We start from the raw sequence: 17,715 nt of genomic DNA, 5'->3' as shown, positions 1-17,715 counted from the left end.
TCACCTCGGCTTATAAGGCGCGGACATGATTTCACGCCGCCAACAGAGAGGAAGAAAATGACATTTTTGACACGTACCGGCAAACCGTTGCCGCAATCCGTTGTGGATTCGGCCGGTAAAGTCGGCACTGATCCGGTCAACCGTCGCGAGTTTCTGGCACTGGCCAGCGCGTTCGGCGCCACGACAGCAACCGCCTATGCCATGCTTGGCATGGCCACGCCGGCACAAGCCGCAGCGCACCAGATGGGCGGCACTGTGCGCATCCAGATGGAAGTCCGCGGCCTAAAAGACCCTCGTACATACGACTGGTCGCAAATCGCCAACTTCTCGCGCGGCTGGCAGGAATACCTCGTCCACTACGAGAACGATGGCACATTCACCGGCAAACTACTCGAAAGCTGGGAAATCAACGACGATGCGACGGTTTACACTCTGAACGTTCGCAAAGGCGTCAAGTGGAACAACGGTGACGACTTCACAGCCGAAGACGTTGCACGCAACATCACGGGCTGGTGTGACAAGGCCGTTGAAGGCAACTCGATGGCGGGCCGCTTTGCGACCCTGATCGATCCCGAGACGGACAAGGCCATCGACGGCGCCATCGAAGTCGTGGACAGCCACACTGTCAAACTGAACCTGCCAGCCTCTGACGTGTCCCTGATCCCCGGCATGGCGGATTATCCTGCGGCCATCATCCACGCGGATACGTCCATCGACAGCATCGACAACCCGATCGGCACAGGCCCTTACCTGCCTGAATCGCTCGAAGTTGGCGTCAAGGCCGTCCTCGTACGAAACGAGGACCACACATGGTGGAACGAAGGCAACGGCGCGTACCTCGACAGCATCGAATACATCGACTACGGGACCGACCCATCGGCATTCGTGGCCGCCGCCGAAGCTGAAGAAATCGATATGACCTATTCGATCGAAGGCGAGTTCATCGATATCTTTGATACGCTGGATGGCTGGGTGAACAACGAAATCGTCACAGCGGCGACCATCGTGATCCGGCCCAACCAGTTGGCAGAAGTCGATGGCAAAAAGCCCTATGCGGATGCCCGCGTACGTCAGGCGATCAACATGGCCGTGGACAACTCGGTTCTGCTCGAACTCGGCTATGCCGGGCGCGGCGTTCCTGCCGAAAACCACCACGTTGGTCCGATGCACCCAGAATATGCCGAACTGCCAGCTATGAAGGTCGACCCGGAAGGTGCACGCGCGCTGATGGAAGAAGCCGGCATGATGGATTTCGAGCACGAGCTGTTCTCCATCGATGATGCATGGCGCAAGGACACCACCGACGCGGTGGCAGCCCAGCTGCGTGATGCAGGCTTCAACGTCAAACGGACAATCCTGCCCGGTTCGACATTCTGGAACGACTGGACCAAGTATTCGTTCAGCTCGACCAACTGGAACCACCGTCCACTTGGCGTGCAGATCTGGGCGCTTGCCTACCGCACAGGCGAGGCATGGAACGAATTCGGTTACTCTAACCCTGAATTCGACGCCGTTCTGGAAAAAGCACTGGCAACAGCGGATATCGAGGCACGCCGTGCCCTGATGGCCGAAGGTCAGGCGATCCTGCAAAACGATGCTGTAACCATCCAGCCTTACTGGCGTTCGCTTTACAACCACACCAAAGAAGGTCTGGTTGGCGGCAACCACCACATCTCGTTCGAAATTCGCCCCGAGCAAATCGCTTGGACCTGATCCAGACGATTGCGCGAACATGATCGGGGCCGCCTCTCTTGGGCGGCCCCTTTTTTATGGAAGCCGCACAATCAAAGGCAAATGCCATGGAAACCACAATTCTGGCCGCACAGGCCCTTGCCACATCCCTGATCGCCGCGTGGCTGACGCTTGGGGTGCGCGACAACATTCTGCACCCTTCGGTGAACGAAACCTACACTGCCGAAGTGATGGAAATGACGCGGCTCAAGGCCGAATACCCCGATGCCTACGCCCCTCTTGCGCATCGCCCCGTCACCGATCGACGCCTGCAGCACTTGGCCTTCCGTCTGGTCGTCGGCATCGAACTACTGGCAGCCATTGTGCTCTGGATCGGGACCGTTGCGCTGCTCATGAGCATTGCAGGTACCGGCAGTGTCGAAACAGGACGTAGCATCGCACTCGTCGGAGCCATGCTCTTCACCGCCGTCTGGGCCGGGTTCCTGATCGTCGGCAATCACTTTTGCTATTGGTTCTGCCACGAGGGGGCACAGAACACCCATTACCAGATGACGCTTTGGGGACTGGGCACGCTGATCGTGCTGATGCAGGGCTAGACTGGCGCAAAAAGGTCTAACGGACGGCGGGCGGAGCGCCTTTGACACCGCAAAGTGGTAGACAGCGACCGCTCGGCGGTTCAGATCAAATCAATCTTTTCGGGTGGAAAATGCAGCAGGTCAACGGCACCTTCCACGTCCACGCGCAACACCGGCCCGACCAGAGCATGCAAGCGCGCCACCAGATCAGAACCCTCCAACTCTTGCCGCGCTCGTTTGGCAAAATGGGCCTCCTCAAAGATCAGATCCTCGATCAGCGGATCAATCACCGCCCCTCCGCCGCCGGGATATCGGTAATACCCCCAACCGCCCTTTTTGCCCAACCGTCCTTCGACAACCATGCGGGCAAGTATGGGGGCGGGCGTCGAACCGGACCGGCCAGACAAAACCACATCCAAACCGACAAGGTCCTGCGCCTCACAAGGTCCAAGGCCATAGCCCCATGCCACAAGCGCAGCGTCCAATTCCCAAGGGTTCGTATGATCCATGAGCATCTGCTCACACGCCTGCCAGAACGCGTCCTGCAGGGGTGCAAAATGGCCACTCATGACTGCCCGATACGGTCCAGAAACTGGTTGGTTGCAATGGTCGCGAGCAACTCGTTCACTGAGGTTTGCACCGGCTTGTTGCTCGTATCCACCTGCGCATGGGCGCGCTCATACAAAGGCGCGCGGATGGTCAGAAATGTCTTGAGCTGATCCATCGCTTCGGGGTTGCCTTCCATCGGGCGTAAATCGCCCTGTGCACGCACGCGGGCCATATGTTCGGCAGGGCTCGTGCGGACCCACACGGTGTGAAAGCGCTCCAGTACCTGCTCGTACGTGGCCGTTTGCGCCACGATCCCACCGGCAACGGCAAGGATCAACTTGTCATGGCTCTCAACCACTCGAGCCAGGGCTTGCGCCTCCATTGCGCGGTAACGGTCTTGCCCATACAGCGCCATCACTTCGCCCAGTGGCATGCCAGCATCCGCCTCAATTTCGTCCGTCAGTTCAATAAAGGGGATCTTCAATTTGTCCGCGGCCATTCGACCAAGCGTCGATTTGCCGGCGCCGCGCAATCCAACCAAACAAATGCGCTGAGCCCGCAACGTCTGTGGGTTTTCAGGGGCAAGCAACGCCCGTACACGACCCTGCACAGACACCGGTGCCTGCTCATAAAGCCGCGCCACGCGGGACACATCCTCGTTGAACGGGCTGGTCTCCGACAGCAAGTCTTCGATCTTCACGTTCAGCGCCGTCGCCACGCGGTGCAACAATAGAACAGAAATGTTCCCCTCGCCCGCCTCAAGTTGCGCCAAATAACGGGGCGACACACCCGAGCGTTCGGACAATTCACGCCGGGGCAAACCCAGTCGCACCCGCGCCGCCCGTACTCGCTCAGCCAGTCGGCTTATCAGAGGGACAGAGACACAAGGGATAGGTTTTGGGGATGACATATGCGAATTTTCCATTAGTTCACTGAATTCTAGCCCGGCCAAGTGCCGCTTCAAGGGATTTGGGGGCTGCGCAGCAGAGGTGCGATGATATCTCGCAGGTCCGGTGGGGCTGGCTGGCTTTTAAACTGATCCGCGATGATGAACACACAGGTGAACGTACCTTCAAAACACAGCGTATCCGCCTGTCGGCCCAGCATTGAAAAAGTGATCGACGAGTTTCCCAAACGACTGGGCCACACCTCGCACATCAATCGGTGGCGGGGCGTGACCGGAGCGCGAAAATCCATGCTGAGATGCACAAACGGCGTGCCAATATTGCGATCCAGTTCCAACTGGTACCAGCCGTCACCACCTGTGTGGGCCTCCCACCATGCGTTGATGGCATCCAGAGCAAACCAAGGTAGCCGCCCGGTATAGGCAATGCCTGCCGGGTCACAGTCGCCCCACGCAACGCGCACTTCGTGAACGAACGGGTCGCGCGTTTCAGTGTCCGGAACCTCAGGCAGCCTCCAGATGCTCCATGATCCCGTTTACCCATGGCAGGGCGACGTCCTCGGGCATGTCAAAACCAGAGGCATCATGCAGGCCCCGTTCGCCCACCATCTCGGCCTTGGCGTCCAGCAACATCTGGGACAGCTTGAGCGACCCGTGATTGAACGTCTCTGAAAACACCTGATCGCCCAGACCGAATATGGCAAAGCGCACACCACTCAGGTCCGGTTTCTGATCCTGCATCGCCTCTTCGAACGGCAACGCGGTCGACGGCAGATCACCATTCCCATACGTAGAGGTCACAAAGATATAAAACGTCTCTTTGGCCAGCATCGCTGGGTCCACATCAGAAAGGCTGAGAATATGGCAGTCATAGTCTGCCCCCAGCTCCGCCTCCATGTCCTCACACAGCATCTCTGAATTGCCGGTCTCAGACCCGTAATACAGTCCAATCTTCATCACGTTTCCCTTCGTTCAGTGCCGCGTGACAGGGGCCGCACCCTGTCGGTACTGGCGGCACATCGCATCCTGCTCGTCCCGCGTTAACATCATGTAGAGCGCCAGACACATTCCAGTACACCCATCACACTCCAAAGCGCAAAAAGCGCGGGACTGGCTGGAGCTTTTCAAAGTCGAACGGTTGATCTGCATCGCGCTCTCCCTCAGGCCATATGCAGTTTGACGTATTCGAAATCACCCGGTTTGTTGTCGATACCAACGCGGGGCGGGGCGATCCAACTGGCGTATTTGCCCGGCTCGAAACAGGGCTTCATCAGCGACTGAATGAAATCCCCATCCGCCTTCGTCGGTAGCCATTCGGCCTCGCGCGCAGCCCAGTCTTCGGTGCTGATAAACGTGCCCTCTGGCGTGATGGGCTGGTTGGCAAACACCCCGATCTTGCGATGGAACCCCTCGTGGGGCAGTTTCAGTTCAAACTCGATCCCGGTGCGCTGGATCTGCTTGTTCCAGCGGCGCAAACCGCCAGAGGCGTCACGCACATAATCATCGCGCAGACGCATGTTGATAGCGGTCAGGGCAGGCACATCCTCGGTGACGATCTGACCATTTTGGATGCTGGCCACCTTGTAAGTGTCACCTTGCAGCATGTGATCATCCTCGATCCGCTGCTCCAGATAACGCCCCTTGATACCAGCGTTAAAGGCATTGGCCGCATTGGTGCTGACCTCCTGTCCAAACAGATCAAGAGACAGGGTATAATGCAGGTTCAGCTTTTTCTGGATCGTGGGCAGATCGATAACACCCAACGCGCGGATCTTGTCGATATCATAGGGATCATCAATGCCATTGGCCTGCATCGCCTCGATCGTGGCCTGAATTGTGCGGCCAACGCCCGTTTCGCCCACAAACATGTGGTGCGCCTCTTCGGTCAGCATGAAACGGCAGGTGCGCGACAGCGGGTCAAAGCCCGACTGCGCCAGGGACTCAAGCTGCATCTTGCCATCCCGGTCCGTAAAGTAGGTGAACATGAAGAAGGACAGCCAATCGGGTGTCTCCTCATTAAAAGCGCCCAACATACGCGGGGCCTCCTCACTGCCGGACGAGCGGACCAGCATATCATCCGCCTCCTCGCGCCCGTCCTTGCCAAAGTACTTTTGCAGCAAATAGACCATCGCCCACAGGTGACGCCCTTCTTCAACGTTCACCTGAAACAGGTTGCGCATATCGTAAAGCGACGGCGCGGTAAGGCCGAGGAACTTTTGCTGTTCCACAGACCCCGGCTCGGTATCGCCTTGGATCACGATCAAACGCTTGAGCATATTACGATACTCTCCGGGCACTTCCTGCCAAGCGAGTTCGCCCTTGTGCTCGCCCATCGGAATGCGACGATCCTCGACGGCCGGCGCCAGCAGAACACCCCAGCGGTATTCGGGCATCTTCACATAGTCGAACTTGGCCCAGCCTTTCGGATCCACACTCACAGCCGTGCGCAAATAGACCATGCTTTCCTGAAAGTTCTGGGGGATCAGGTCATTCCACCAATTGATGTAACCGGGATGCCACTTTTCCAGTGCTTTCAGCACCTTGCGATCCTGTGAAAGACCCACATTGTTGGGGATCTGTGAATCATAGCTGACGTTAACCAAGTCCATCTTTTCTCTCCTCTCTGGGTGGGGCGCAAAATGAGGTCATTCTGCGGTCCAGATTTTCTTTGAAAATCCGGTCCCTCACACACGTTTCATGTCAAAATTTCCGCGCACGCCAGTGCCATAGCGTTGCAAGGCACCGTCTTCGCCAACCGCGTTGGGGCGGTTAAATATCCAGTTCTGCCAGGCCGTCAGACGGCCAAAAATGCGGGTCTCCATCGTCTCCGGACCAGCAAAGCGCAGGTTCGCCTCCATGCCCGTCATCGCATCGGGGCTGAAACTTGCACGCTCTTCCATAAAGATGCGGATTTCATCTTCCCAATCGATGTCATCCAAAATCACGGTGACCAGACCCAGGTCATCCGCCTCCTCAGCCTCCAGCGGCTCACCTATTTGGCCCTGAACGTCGTCCAGACCATCAACGCCATAAAACCTTGTCTGCAAGCGGGTCAGGTCATTGCCCATCGGAAAGGCGCCGAAATTGCCCGCGCTCAATGTGACCGTCGCAATCGGGCGATTGTCGCCTTCAAAGGCGTCTTCCATCATGTAACTGCGATCCACGGCCCACAGCAGTTCGGCCAAAACGCCCGCGAAACAACTGCCATGCTCAACCAGCGCAACCATCGACCGCGAGGTGACATCGACCCGCTTCAGTACGCGCTTCCAATATGCCAGCACCTCATTGGCAAGCCAGTGACCCCGGTCGCCCAATAAAACCGCCTCATGGGCAAGCACCTGTTCAGGATCGCCTTGGGTGCGGAACACAAGCAAACCCAGTTCAACCTCGTTCAAGCGCAAATGCAGGATCGCATCATCCAATTCGCGCGCCAAGCGCAGCATATAGGCCTGATCGCCCTCAGCCTGAAACGCAGCCATGTCCGTCGGTGCGGGCGCATCCGGTCCGCTCAACGTTATCGTCGCGGATCGCCCGGCCCGGTCCACTGCCACATCGACAAGGGAGTAGGCCACCGACCCATCCCCACCAATGGATTTGTCCAGCGGGCCAAGGTGGATGCCCTGCGCCACGTCCGGCTTGGCCGAGGAGGATGCAAATTCCTGCGCACGGGTGACGACAACCTCGTCAAACTTCGAATTCGGGATCGCCTCGTCCACCAGCCGCCATTTCACCGCACGTTTGCCCTTCACGCCCTCTTCGGTCGAGCAAAACACGTCCGCCAGATCACGGCGCACGTGGCGCTTGTCCGTCACACGGGTCAACCCGCCGGTGCCCGGCAAAACGGCCAGCAAAGGAACCTCGGGCAAAGAAACGGACGACGATGAATCGTCGGTCAGCATGATGTGGTTGCACGCCAGAGCTAATTCATAGCCCCCACCCGCACAGGCCCCTTTGACAGAGGCGATATACTTCTGGCCACTGTCGGCCTCCGCAGCCTCAAAGGTGTTGCGCGTCTCATTGGTAAACTTGCAAAAGTTGACCTTGTGGGCATGGGCCGCGCCACCCAGCATACGGATGTTGGCGCCTGCACAAAACACCTTGTCCTTGGCCGATTGCATGACAACAACTTTGACCTCCGGATGCTCAAACCGCATCCGCTGCACAACATCAGCCAGCTCAATATCCACGCCCAGATCGTAAGAGTTCAGCTTGAGCTGATAGCCATCAAACAACCCACCATCCTCGTCCACATCCATGAACAGATTGGCCACTGGGCCATCATATTCGACGCGCCAATGACGGTACTTCGAAGGATCGGTCTGAAAGTCGACGATATTTGACATGGGTTGGGGCGGCTCTTTGCTCGGGTAATGTGGCAATATCGTACAACGCACCGTACCCAAAGTGCACTCCGCCAGCGCAATTCTGGATCATTTGTGCACTTTCTTGCAGTCAGGTGAGCTCGGGTATCACCACGTCCGATGCCTCAAAGGCCTGCAACCGCGCACAGAAGGCGACAATCTCCGCAGTGACCTCTTCTGGGCGTTCTTTATGCGGTGCGTGCCCACATCCCTTCAGAATCAGCGTCTCTACAGGAGCATAGGCGCGCTCTTCCACTTCATGAACTTGCGCCAGCGTTCCATAGGGATCGGCATCTCCCTGAACAATCAAAGACGGCACGCGCCAATGATCAATCGCGTCCGCCACATTCCAATCGATAAAACCCGGGTCCATCCACGCATCATGCCACCCATAAAACGCGATATCAGGATGATCGTGATGGCGGGCCAGCTTTTCCTTGAGCGCCCCACTCGAATAAGCCTCGCCGGCTGAACGAATGGCCGCTAGGCCCTCAGGCTCAGTAAAGAAATGCGGCGCCAACAGGATCAGCCCACGGACGCGCAAATCAGACACCGACCCCGCGTATATACCCGCAATCGTTGCACCGTCCGAATGGCCCAGCAGCACGCAAGCGCCCACGCCGGCCGCATCCAGAACAGGGCCCAACATGTCTGTCGCCTCAAGCGTCATGTACCCAAGCGGACGCGGCAGGTTCACAGGCGTAGATCGCCCATATCCGGCACGCGAATAGGCCAGCACACCCATTCCCGTGCGCTCAGCCAGTTGGGCCGGCCAATCGCGCCAAAGCCCAAGCGATCCCAATCCTTCGTGCAACAGGACCAGCGTTGGCGCCACGGTCGGGGATGGCCCCCAAGTTGCATATTCCAACGTATGTTGTTCGACCTGGACCGTCCCCGAACCCCAGTCCATCACGCACCCTCCCGCAACTTGAACCGCTGAATTTTCCCGGTCGCCGTCTTTGGCAAGCTTTCGACGCACTCAATCCACCGCGGGTACTTCCACTTGCCAATCCGTTCCTTCACATGATCCTTCAGCAGATCTTCGAGGTTGTCGGGGCGGTCGCCCTTCATCACGACAAAGGCTTTGGGTTTGTCCAAATCCTCCTCGTCTCGCGCTGCTACAACAGCACATTCAAGCACCGTTGGATGGCTGGCAATCGCCTGCTCTACCTCGAACGGACTAACCCAGATGCCAGACACCTTGAACATGTCATCCGTGCGTCCGCAGTAGACGTATCGTCCATCCTCGCGACGTTCATACTTGTCGCCGGTCCGAGTCCATACGCCCTCGAATGTTTCGCGCGTCTTGTCTCGTTTATTCCAGTATCCTGCCGCGGCCGACGCACCATTCACCAGCAGCTCACCGACTTCGCCGACAGCCACCTCAACACCTGCTTCATCGACCAGCCGCATGTCATAACCCGGAACCGGAACGCCGGAGGTACCATAGACCACGTCACCCGGCGCGTTGCTCAGGAATATGTGCAGCATCTCGGTCGATCCAACACCGTCCAGAATGTCGACCCCCATCAACGCCCGCCATTTTGCGCCAACCGATTCAGGCAGTGCCTCTCCGGCTGAAATGCAAACGCGCAGCGGCGCCTCCGGCACGCCTGCGTCTTCCATATGCGCAACCATTGCCGCATAAAGCGTTGGTACTCCACAGAAAACTGTTGGCCGCTCCACTTGGATGACGCCCACCATACCGTCCGACGTTGGACGACCACCAAAGATTACTGTCGTTGCACCCACCGACATGGGGAAAGTCATTGAATTGCCAAGGCCATAGGCAAAGAAGAACTTGGCCGCCGAAAACACGACATCATCTTCGCGCATGCCCAATACCTGCGCCCCGTAGGTATCAGCCGTGGCACGCAATGCCGAATGGATATGATGAACACCCTTAGGCTGACCAGTTGAACCCGATGAATAAAGCCAGAATGCCGTCTCATCATCACTCGCGTCAAAGGCAGGAAGCGAAGACTGCCCCAGGGACATGAACACACCATACGTTATCGTATCTTCTTGCTCTGCCCCAATGACAACTACGCTGCGCAAATATGGGTTGTCGGCCAGTACAGGCGCGACAACTTCGTATAACGCCTCAGACACAACCAGCATGGTCGCACGACTGTCGCGCAAAATCGCATCGTAAACTGGTGCCGCGAGCAATGTGTTGAGCGGTACAGGGATCACCCCTGCCTTGATCGCACCCCAAAACAGGATCGGGAACTCGATCTGATCCAGCACAAGCATCGCCATGCGCTCTTCTCGCGCAACACCATGCGCCAAGAGCGCCGCTGCTGCCCGTCCCGACGCATCCGCAAGCTCTCCATAAGTCAACGTGCGCCCTGTCTCGGCCTCACGAAAAGCGACCTTGTCAGAGCGCCCCTCAACCCCATGACGGTCCACGAAATAACTGGCAGCGTTGCTCATGCGGCCCCTCCCAAAGGCGCTTGAATGTTGCGCTATCTTGCGCCCTGCGTCACCTCGCCGCAACGTCAGCGCTGGCAATACGCATTTTACTGCAACCCAAGCAATCGGGCCGCGTTGTTTTTCAAGATGTCGGGGCGGACCGCGTCCTTGATATCAATCCCGTCAAAGTCGTTGAGCCACCGTTCCGGTGCGATCATCGGCCAGTCGGATCCAAACAACACCTTCTTCTTCAAAATTGAATTGCAATAGCGTACCAGAATGTCCGGAAAGTACTTGGGCGACCATCCCGACAGATCGATGTAAACGTTGGGTTTGTGCTGCGCGACGGCGAGCGCCTCCTCCTGCCAGGGGAAACTCGGATGGGCGAGGATGATCTTGAGATCCGGGAAATCCACCGCGACATCATCCATGTACATCGGGTTGGAGTACTTCAACCGCATCCCGTTGCCACCAGGCATGCCGGACCCAACGCCCGTCTGACCGGTATGGAACAGGGCGATCCCACCTTCCGCCTCTATCGCTTCATAAAGCGCGTAGGCAATCCGGTCGTTGGGATAAAACCCCTGCATGGTGGGGTGAAACTTGAACCCTTTGATCCCAAAATCACGGATGAGTCGGCGGGCCTCGCGCACACCGATTTTGCCCTTCCACGGATCAATACTGGCGAAGGGAATCAACACGTCACTGTTTTCCGCAGCAATTTCAGCAACTTCTTCATTGGCATAGCGGCGATAACCGGTCTCACGCTCCGCATCGACCGGAAAAATCACGGCCGCGATGTTCTGTTCACGGTAGTGCGCCGCCGTCTCTGGTACGGTCGGCGGATGTTTCCATGGCGCGCGAAAATACTCCGCCATCGTCGATTGTAAATGGTCATAGCCATCGTCGGAATGGCACCCGCACGGTTCTTCAGCGTGGGTATGAATGTCGATCGCCCGCACGTTCTCCAAATCAATCATGTCAGAATACTCGCTGCGTCATTGTCGTCATAAAGGCGCTCCACAAGGTTCGCGCGCCGCTCAAGCAGCCGGGCAAAGTTGATGTTGCCTTTGGCCGTAATCTCCCCCGCTCCAATGTCGGGCGGGTCTGCCAGAACAAGGGCACGCACGACCCGACGGGCAGAGCCAACGGTGACAGAAGAGATATCGCGCATACGCTCTCGTATGTCTTTCGATCCGTCACTTAGCAATGCACCACCATCCGCTGGTCCACCCCGTGCCTCCGGCCCCGGGATAATCAAAATCCCAATCTCATCCCGACCGTGCCCACAGACCACCACATCCTGCGCAAACGGCCCCAGACATGCGATCATCTCCAACCGGATTTGCGCTGCCTGAACCCATGTCCCAGTGCTCAGCTTGAAGTCTTCGGACATGCGTCCGTCAAACTGTAACCCACGATCCATATCCTGCGGGTCTACAAAGCGCATGGCGTCACCTGTTTTGAAAAACCCTTCTTCATCAAAGGCTTTCGCCGTTTTTTCGGCATTGGCACTGTAACGTTCAAAGATGTTCGGTCCTTTGACCCGCACCTCCATCCGGCCAGTTCCATCGTCGATCAACTTGGTGACGACGCCGGGCAACGGGACGCCTACAATGCCTGCGCCTTGGGCAGGCTCATGCTGCAACAGCGTGGCGGGCGCCGTTTCTGTCAGCCCCCAGCTGGACGTTATCAAAGGCATGCGCCCCGCAGTCTCTAGCGCCATACGCTCCAGTTTGGACCAAACATCCTGTGGCAGTGAAGCACCCGCATAAAAGATCATGTCGAGTGATTTGAAGTATGTATTGCGCAAGGCATCATCTGCCTCCAACACCTTAGTGAGTTGCGCAAACCCAACAGGCACGTTGAACGAAATCGTTCCCGGCACATGGCCCAGATTTTCGACAGTGCGTGGGAACAGTGCAGGCAATGGCTTGCCGTCATCTATGTACAGCGACCCACCATTGCTGAGCACGAGGTTGAAATTGTGAGACCCGCCGAAGACATGGTTCCACGGCAGCCAATCCACCAATACGGGCGGGCGGGCCTGCAGAAACGGCAGTGAGTCCCGGATTTGTGCCTGATTGGTCGTCATCATGCCTTGCGTGGTCTCGACAGCCTTGGGGTCCGACGTGGAACCGGAAGTCAGCAACAATTTGGCGACCGTGTTTGGTCCAACAGCCTTGTGGGCGGCAAGCACGTCGGCCTGACCCTGTTTCAACTGATCAAACGCGATGGCCCCGCTGCTGCCCACCTTTGAGCAGACGGCAGGGCAATCAATCAGCTTCAGTGCGCTAGCGTATGTATCACCATCCGCAGCATAGACCAACGCGGGTTTGACCAGATCGGCTATATAGCGGAGGCGCTTGTGGGCGGCGGGTACCAGGCTGTATTGCTCTGCAACTGGGACCGTGACCAACCCGACATACTGCGCGGCGAGAGACAGCATCGCGTGATCTACAGAATTGCCCGATAAAATCAGAATTGGGCCCTCGATGTTGCGATTTAGTAAGCCTGCAGCCAGGGCATAAACCTGATCACGCACCTCACTATAGCTGAGCGTGCGCCACCCTTCCCCTGAGCGTTCTGCCAGAAAAACTGCATCAGGGGTCGCATTAGCCCAGCGATCCAGCCAAACACCTGTTGAGCGGTCCACGGGACGCAGATCATATCCGGAATGCAGCAGAATGGTGCCATCATCCCGGTCTTCCCGGCGCACTGCATGGGGGCGCAGGCCCAGATGTTCGGTCATGTTTGTTGCTCCATCTGCGCAAGTGCTTTTCGGATGGTGGCCGTTTCGTCCTCGGACAACCCGTTTAACATCCGGGTGTCATGGGCATGAACCACCTTTTGTGCGCGCTCATAGAGACGCCGCCCCGCCAGAGTGCATTGCAGCGCATAGGCGCGCCGGTCACCCAAAGCAGGGGTCCGGGTGACCCATCCAGCTTCCTCCAGTTGATCCACATAAACCACCACATTGGCCCGCTCGACAGCCAGCGCATGTGCCAGTTGGCTGGGCCGCAGACCCGGGTTTTCAACGATCAACGCAAGTGCGGAATAGGTCAGCATGCGCAGGCCGAACGGGTCCAAAGTCCGGGTCAGGTCAGCCTGTATCACGTTGAACGCCCGTTTCATCTGATACCCAACAAGGGCGCGCAAGGGCGCATCGGATACGTTTTCAGGCGCGGGATGTGGATCAGGGCGCGCCATCAGCGGAACTTTGGCGCGCGTTTTTCAAGGAAGGCCGCCAGTCCCTCGACCGCATCCGGGCTGGTTTGCGACAGTGCCGCGCAAAGGCTTTCAACAAACAGTCCGTCGCTGCGGCCCATGTCCTGAATGCGCGCAATGCCCTGGATCATCATGTAGTTGCTGAGCGGCGCGTTGCCTGCAATCTGCGCTGCAATCTCCATCGCCTTCGGCAGCGCCTCACCCACTCCAACCGCATAATGGGCAAGCCCCATAGCCACCGCATCATCGGTGCCGTATTTCCGGCCGGTCAGCATCATCTCGGTCATCCGGTCCGCGCCAAGAATGCGGCCGACGCGCACAGTGGCCCCGCCACCAACAAAGATACCGCGCCGCCCCTCGGGCAGTTGAAAGATGCAATCTGGTTCGGCCACGCGCACGTGGGTGGAGGTGGCCAGTTCCAGTCCTCCGCCGATTACGGCACCGGTCAGCGCGGACACCACCGGTAGTCCACTACTCTGCACGCGGTCCATGACGCCGTGCCAGCCCCGCGAGTGATGCAACGTGCCTTCTGCGTCGCGGGAAACATGTTCACTCAGGTCCAGACCCGCGCAGTAATGACCGCCAGCACCATGCATCACGGCAACCCTTACGCCTTCGTCTGGCGAACGAAAGAAAGCGTCGATTTCGGCGAGCAAGCCATCAGACATGGCGTTGCGCTTGTCCGGTCGGTTCAGGGTCAGAACGGCAATCGCGCCGTTGATTTCGATTTTGAGGTTTTTGCCCATGCCCGCGCCTTTTGTTATGCGTCATAACTATCAACGACGATTCGGCGAACTCGCGCAAGTGTGTCGATCGCCCGGTCGGCCCGTGCGGTCTGTTAACCACATGGACTGTGACACTGCGGTGCACGTTCTGTGCACAAGCTGTTCACGCGAGGTGCATCGCCCATCATCCTTGTTTTAAGGGTGTTAACTCCAAAAATTCGTATATGCCTCAGACCGGGATCAAAAACAGTGTGATCGCCGGGAACGCAACCAGCAAAATCACTCGCACGATGTCCGACCCGACAAAGAACATGACCGCCTTGTAGGTCTCGGTCATCGGCGTCTCGCGATCCATCGCGTTGATGATGAACAGGTTCATACCGACGGGCGGCGTGATCAGCCCGACCTCCACAACGATCAGCACGAGGATCCCGAACCAGATCGCCACATGCTCTGGCGACATCCCAAATTCGAGGGCAGAGATGACCGGGAAAAAGATCGGAACCGTCAGCAGGATCATCGAAAGGCTGTCCATGACGCAGCCGAAGATCAGGTAGAACAGCAGGATCACAGACAGCACGAAAAATGGGCTGAACTCTTGCCCCAGAACCAGATCTGCAAGGAATTGTGGCGCACCCGACAAGGCGAGGAAGTTGTTATAAAGAGCGGCCCCCAGCACAATGAAAAAGATCATAGCCGTGGTCTTGGCCGTCCCGATCAGCGCCTCGCCCAAGATCTTCCAACTCAGATTTCCGCCTACAAGTGCGACCAGACCTGTCCCGGCAGCACCAATCGCAGCCCCTTCGGTCGGCGTAAACCAACCGGCATAGATGCCTCCAACCACAACGCTGAAAATCACCAGAACAGGCCAGGTTTCGGCCAGTGCTTTCCACCGTTCGGCCATAGGAACAGCAGGCCGCGTACCCGCCGATCCGGGGTACAGGCGCACATAGATCGAGATGGTGATGACATATCCGAGGGCTGCCAGGATGCCGGGAATGAAGGCGGCCAGAAACAGCTTGGCGATGTTCTGTTCGGTAATGATCGCATAGATCACGAGGATCACCGAAGGCGGAATGAGAATGCCCAGCGTGCCACCCGCCGCAAGGGTGGCGGTCGAAAAACCACCCGAATACCCGTACCTTTTCAACTCTGGCAGCGCCACGCGGCTCATCGTAGCAGCGGTGGCAAGGGACGACCCACAGATCGCTCCGAACCCTGCGCAGGCACCCACGGACGCCATCGCGACGCCCCCGCGCCGATGGCCCAGAAAACTCTCCGCCGCTTTGAACAATGCCGACGACATCCCCGACAGGGTCGCGAACTGCCCCATCAGCAGGAACATCGGAATGATGGTCAGCGAGTAGTTGGAAAACGTCGTGTAGGTCTCGGATTTCAGCTTGGCGAGGATCGGGGTCGGATTGCCGTTCATCGCAAAAATCCAGCCCAACAACCCGCACAAAAACATTGCCAGACCAATGGGCGCACGCAGAAAAATCAGGCCCAACAGAATAGGGAAGGACCAGAAACCCAGCTCCAGACGGCTCAGGCCCACAAACTGGACGATATCGCGGATCCACTCCATCGCCCTACCCCTCCGGTAGGATCGCGTGGCCAGTCGCGGCCTCCGCGATCCGCGCCCATGCACAATAAAGGGCGGTCAGACTGGCAATCGTCGCGGCACCAACGCTGGCCGCATAGGCCCACCAGACAGGAAACTGCAAAAACAGGGTCGTTTCGCCATTCCCCAGATAGCGCAGCATGCCCTCGTAAAGGCGCAGCGAAATAAAGATGATGACGGCCGTCAAAACGACTTCCCAAAAGGCGCGCAACCATCCAAGGACGCGGCGCGGCAAAGCCGAGGTGAACACATCCACCGTCGCGTGCTGGCCGTAAAACTGACAGACGGGAAAGAAGGCGAAAATGGCAAAGGCAACACCCGCTTCGGTCAGCTCATAGCTGCCATTGATCTCATCAATACCACTGTTGATCAGCGCCTGACCCAGACCCGGAAACCAGCCATCGGCCCACGTATGCCCCAGCTTGGACAGCTCCCGCCCCACAATGGACAGCGTTGTCAGAATGATCAGACCAACCAGTACAAGCCCGCCAATGATGGCCGATGCGCGGGCCAGCCATTTCACCAAACGGTGCATAAACGCCTCATTTTAAGAAGAAAAATGGGGTCGCAATGCGACACTGCGACCCCGGTTGTGCCTTAGCCCTCATAGGCATCCATCAAGGCGCGGGCTTCGTCGATCAGGGCCTGACCGTCGATGCCCTTGCTTTCCATATCGGCAACCCATTCTTCAAAAATGGGCTGCGACACCTCTTTCCATGCGTCCAGATCACTGCCCGACACGGTCACGATGTTGTTGCCGTTGTCCACAGCCAGCGCGCGGGCTGGACCATCGGAATCGGCCTGCGTGCCACCGGCAAAGATGCTGAACTCAAGGCCCGAATTGTCATCGATGACTTTTTGCAGATCAGCAGGCAGACCCTCATAGCGGTCCTTGTTCATCGCCAGCACAAAGGTCAGCGTATAAAGAGCGTTGCCCTCAAACTCGGTGTGGTTGTTAACCAGTTCAGGCACTTTCAGCGCCGCGGTTACTTCCCACGGGATCGTTGTGCCGTCGATGACGCCCTTGCTCAGCCCCTCAGGCACGGCTGGCACAGGCATCCCAACAGGCGTCGCCCCCATCTTTTCCAGCAGAATGTTCACGGTGCGCGAACCACCGCGAATTTTCATGCCTTCCATATCTGCGGGCGTGTTCACTTCCTTGTTCACGTGCAGCATACCGGGGCCGTGGACCCATGTGCCAAGGATATGGACGTCCTTGAATTCGGTATCCTTCATGTGCTTTTCGAACATCTGCCAATAGGCCGACGACATCGCGCGTGCATCGGTCATCATAAAGGGCAATTCGAACACTTCGGTGCTGGGATAGCGGCCAGGCGTATAGCCAACGACAGTCCAGACAATGTCCGCAACACCGTCGATCGCCTGGTCCATCAACTCAGGCGGGCGGCCACCCAACTGCATCGATGGGAAACGGTCAATCTTGATCCGGCCATCGCTGGCGGCCTCAACACTGTCAGCCCAGACATCAAGAATGAGCTTTGGCACATTGGCTTGCGCGGGCAAGAACTGGTGCAGCGACAGTGTGACTTCCTGAGCCTGCGCGGCCCCTCCGGCCCCAATGGCAAGGGCAGCAGCCCCGACCAAATTCAGGAACGACTTACGTGTAAGTGTCATGTGATTTCCT

17 protein-coding genes are annotated in these 17,715 nt (G+C 57.8%); 2 read left to right on the top strand and 15 right to left on the bottom strand.

The window, feature by feature from the left end; all coding sequences use genetic code 11:
• The first annotated feature begins 57 nt into the window (after positions 1-57).
• Together ABJD00_RS12365 and ABJD00_RS12360 are read left to right on the top strand one after the other, a co-directional pair.
• Positions 58-1,713 (top strand): ABC transporter substrate-binding protein, encoded by a 1,656-nt coding sequence (locus ABJD00_RS12365; RefSeq protein WP_413833468.1) that lies wholly within the window; start codon positions 58-60, stop codon positions 1,711-1,713.
• Positions 1,714-1,799: 86 nt separating this feature from the next.
• The gene (locus ABJD00_RS12360) at positions 1,800-2,288 is read left to right on the top strand and encodes a DUF2165 domain-containing protein (RefSeq protein ID WP_413833466.1); all 489 of its coding nucleotides are present in this window, start codon (positions 1,800-1,802) and stop codon (positions 2,286-2,288) included.
• An 80-nt stretch (positions 2,289-2,368) separates the two neighbouring features.
• Here the strand turns inward: ABJD00_RS12360 and ABJD00_RS12355 are convergent, their stop codons facing one another.
• From ABJD00_RS12355 to ABJD00_RS12285, 15 genes are all read right to left on the bottom strand, one after another.
• Positions 2,369-2,836, bottom strand: a complete 468-nt coding sequence (locus ABJD00_RS12355; protein WP_413833464.1) for a 3-hydroxyacyl-CoA dehydrogenase family protein — start codon at positions 2,834-2,836, stop codon at positions 2,369-2,371.
• The gene (locus tag ABJD00_RS12350; RefSeq protein WP_413833462.1) at positions 2,833-3,726 is read right to left on the bottom strand and encodes a helix-turn-helix transcriptional regulator; all 894 of its coding nucleotides are present in this window, start codon (positions 3,724-3,726) and stop codon (positions 2,833-2,835) included. Before ABJD00_RS12350 ends, ABJD00_RS12355 begins: the two co-directional genes overlap by 4 nt.
• Before the next feature lie 50 nt (positions 3,727-3,776).
• On the bottom strand, positions 3,777-4,184 hold the full coding sequence (locus ABJD00_RS12345) for an acyl-CoA thioesterase (protein ID WP_413833460.1): 408 nt from the start codon (positions 4,182-4,184) through the stop codon (positions 3,777-3,779).
• Positions 4,185-4,224: 40 nt separating this feature from the next.
• On the bottom strand, positions 4,225-4,677 hold the full coding sequence (locus tag ABJD00_RS12340; RefSeq protein WP_413833458.1) for a flavodoxin domain-containing protein: 453 nt from the start codon (positions 4,675-4,677) through the stop codon (positions 4,225-4,227).
• 203 nt (positions 4,678-4,880) lie between these two features.
• Positions 4,881-6,329: a benzoyl-CoA 2,3-epoxidase subunit BoxB gene (boxB, locus tag ABJD00_RS12335; protein WP_413833456.1), complete on the bottom strand. Its 1,449-nt coding sequence runs from the start codon at positions 6,327-6,329 to the stop codon at positions 4,881-4,883.
• Positions 6,330-6,404: 75 nt separating this feature from the next.
• Entirely contained in the window at positions 6,405-8,063 is a 1,659-nt protein-coding gene (boxC, locus tag ABJD00_RS12330) for a 2,3-epoxybenzoyl-CoA dihydrolase (protein WP_413833454.1), read from the bottom strand.
• Between the two features lie 109 nt (positions 8,064-8,172).
• Complete coding sequence (locus tag ABJD00_RS12325; RefSeq protein ID WP_413833452.1) at positions 8,173-8,991, bottom strand: alpha/beta fold hydrolase; 819 nt, start codon at positions 8,989-8,991, stop codon at positions 8,173-8,175.
• Entirely contained in the window at positions 8,991-10,517 is a 1,527-nt protein-coding gene (locus tag ABJD00_RS12320) for a benzoate-CoA ligase family protein (RefSeq protein ID WP_413833450.1), read from the bottom strand. The genes ABJD00_RS12325 and ABJD00_RS12320 overlap by 1 nt, the downstream gene beginning before the upstream one ends.
• An 86-nt stretch (positions 10,518-10,603) precedes the next feature.
• Positions 10,604-11,476, bottom strand: coding sequence for an amidohydrolase family protein (locus tag ABJD00_RS12315; RefSeq protein WP_413833448.1), 873 nt, complete (start codon positions 11,474-11,476; stop codon positions 10,604-10,606).
• Positions 11,473-13,248 carry a feruloyl-CoA synthase gene (locus tag ABJD00_RS12310; RefSeq protein ID WP_413833446.1) on the bottom strand — a complete coding sequence of 592 codons (1,776 nt, stop codon included), beginning with the start codon at positions 13,246-13,248 and terminating at the stop codon, positions 11,473-11,475. The genes ABJD00_RS12315 and ABJD00_RS12310 overlap by 4 nt, the downstream gene beginning before the upstream one ends.
• Positions 13,245-13,706 carry a MarR family winged helix-turn-helix transcriptional regulator gene (locus ABJD00_RS12305; RefSeq protein ID WP_413833444.1) on the bottom strand — a complete coding sequence of 154 codons (462 nt, stop codon included), beginning with the start codon at positions 13,704-13,706 and terminating at the stop codon, positions 13,245-13,247. The genes ABJD00_RS12310 and ABJD00_RS12305 overlap by 4 nt, the downstream gene beginning before the upstream one ends.
• Entirely contained in the window at positions 13,706-14,470 is a 765-nt protein-coding gene (locus ABJD00_RS12300; protein ID WP_413833442.1) for a crotonase/enoyl-CoA hydratase family protein, read from the bottom strand. Before ABJD00_RS12300 ends, ABJD00_RS12305 begins: the two co-directional genes overlap by 1 nt.
• 208 nt (positions 14,471-14,678) lie before the next feature.
• Complete coding sequence (locus tag ABJD00_RS12295; RefSeq protein WP_413833708.1) at positions 14,679-15,998, bottom strand: TRAP transporter large permease; 1,320 nt, start codon at positions 15,996-15,998, stop codon at positions 14,679-14,681.
• A gap of 40 nt (positions 15,999-16,038) precedes the next feature.
• Positions 16,039-16,605, bottom strand: coding sequence for a TRAP transporter small permease (locus ABJD00_RS12290; RefSeq protein WP_413833440.1), 567 nt, complete (start codon positions 16,603-16,605; stop codon positions 16,039-16,041).
• A gap of 62 nt (positions 16,606-16,667) precedes the next feature.
• Entirely contained in the window at positions 16,668-17,705 is a 1,038-nt protein-coding gene (locus ABJD00_RS12285) for a TRAP transporter substrate-binding protein (protein ID WP_413833438.1), read from the bottom strand.
• Positions 17,706-17,715 lie beyond the last annotated feature (10 nt).

Origin of the sequence: Tateyamaria sp. (genome assembly GCF_039945315.1) — a bacterium.
GTDB lineage: Bacteria > Pseudomonadota > Alphaproteobacteria > Rhodobacterales > Rhodobacteraceae > Tateyamaria.
This window is presented reverse-complemented; position numbering and strand designations above follow the sequence as displayed.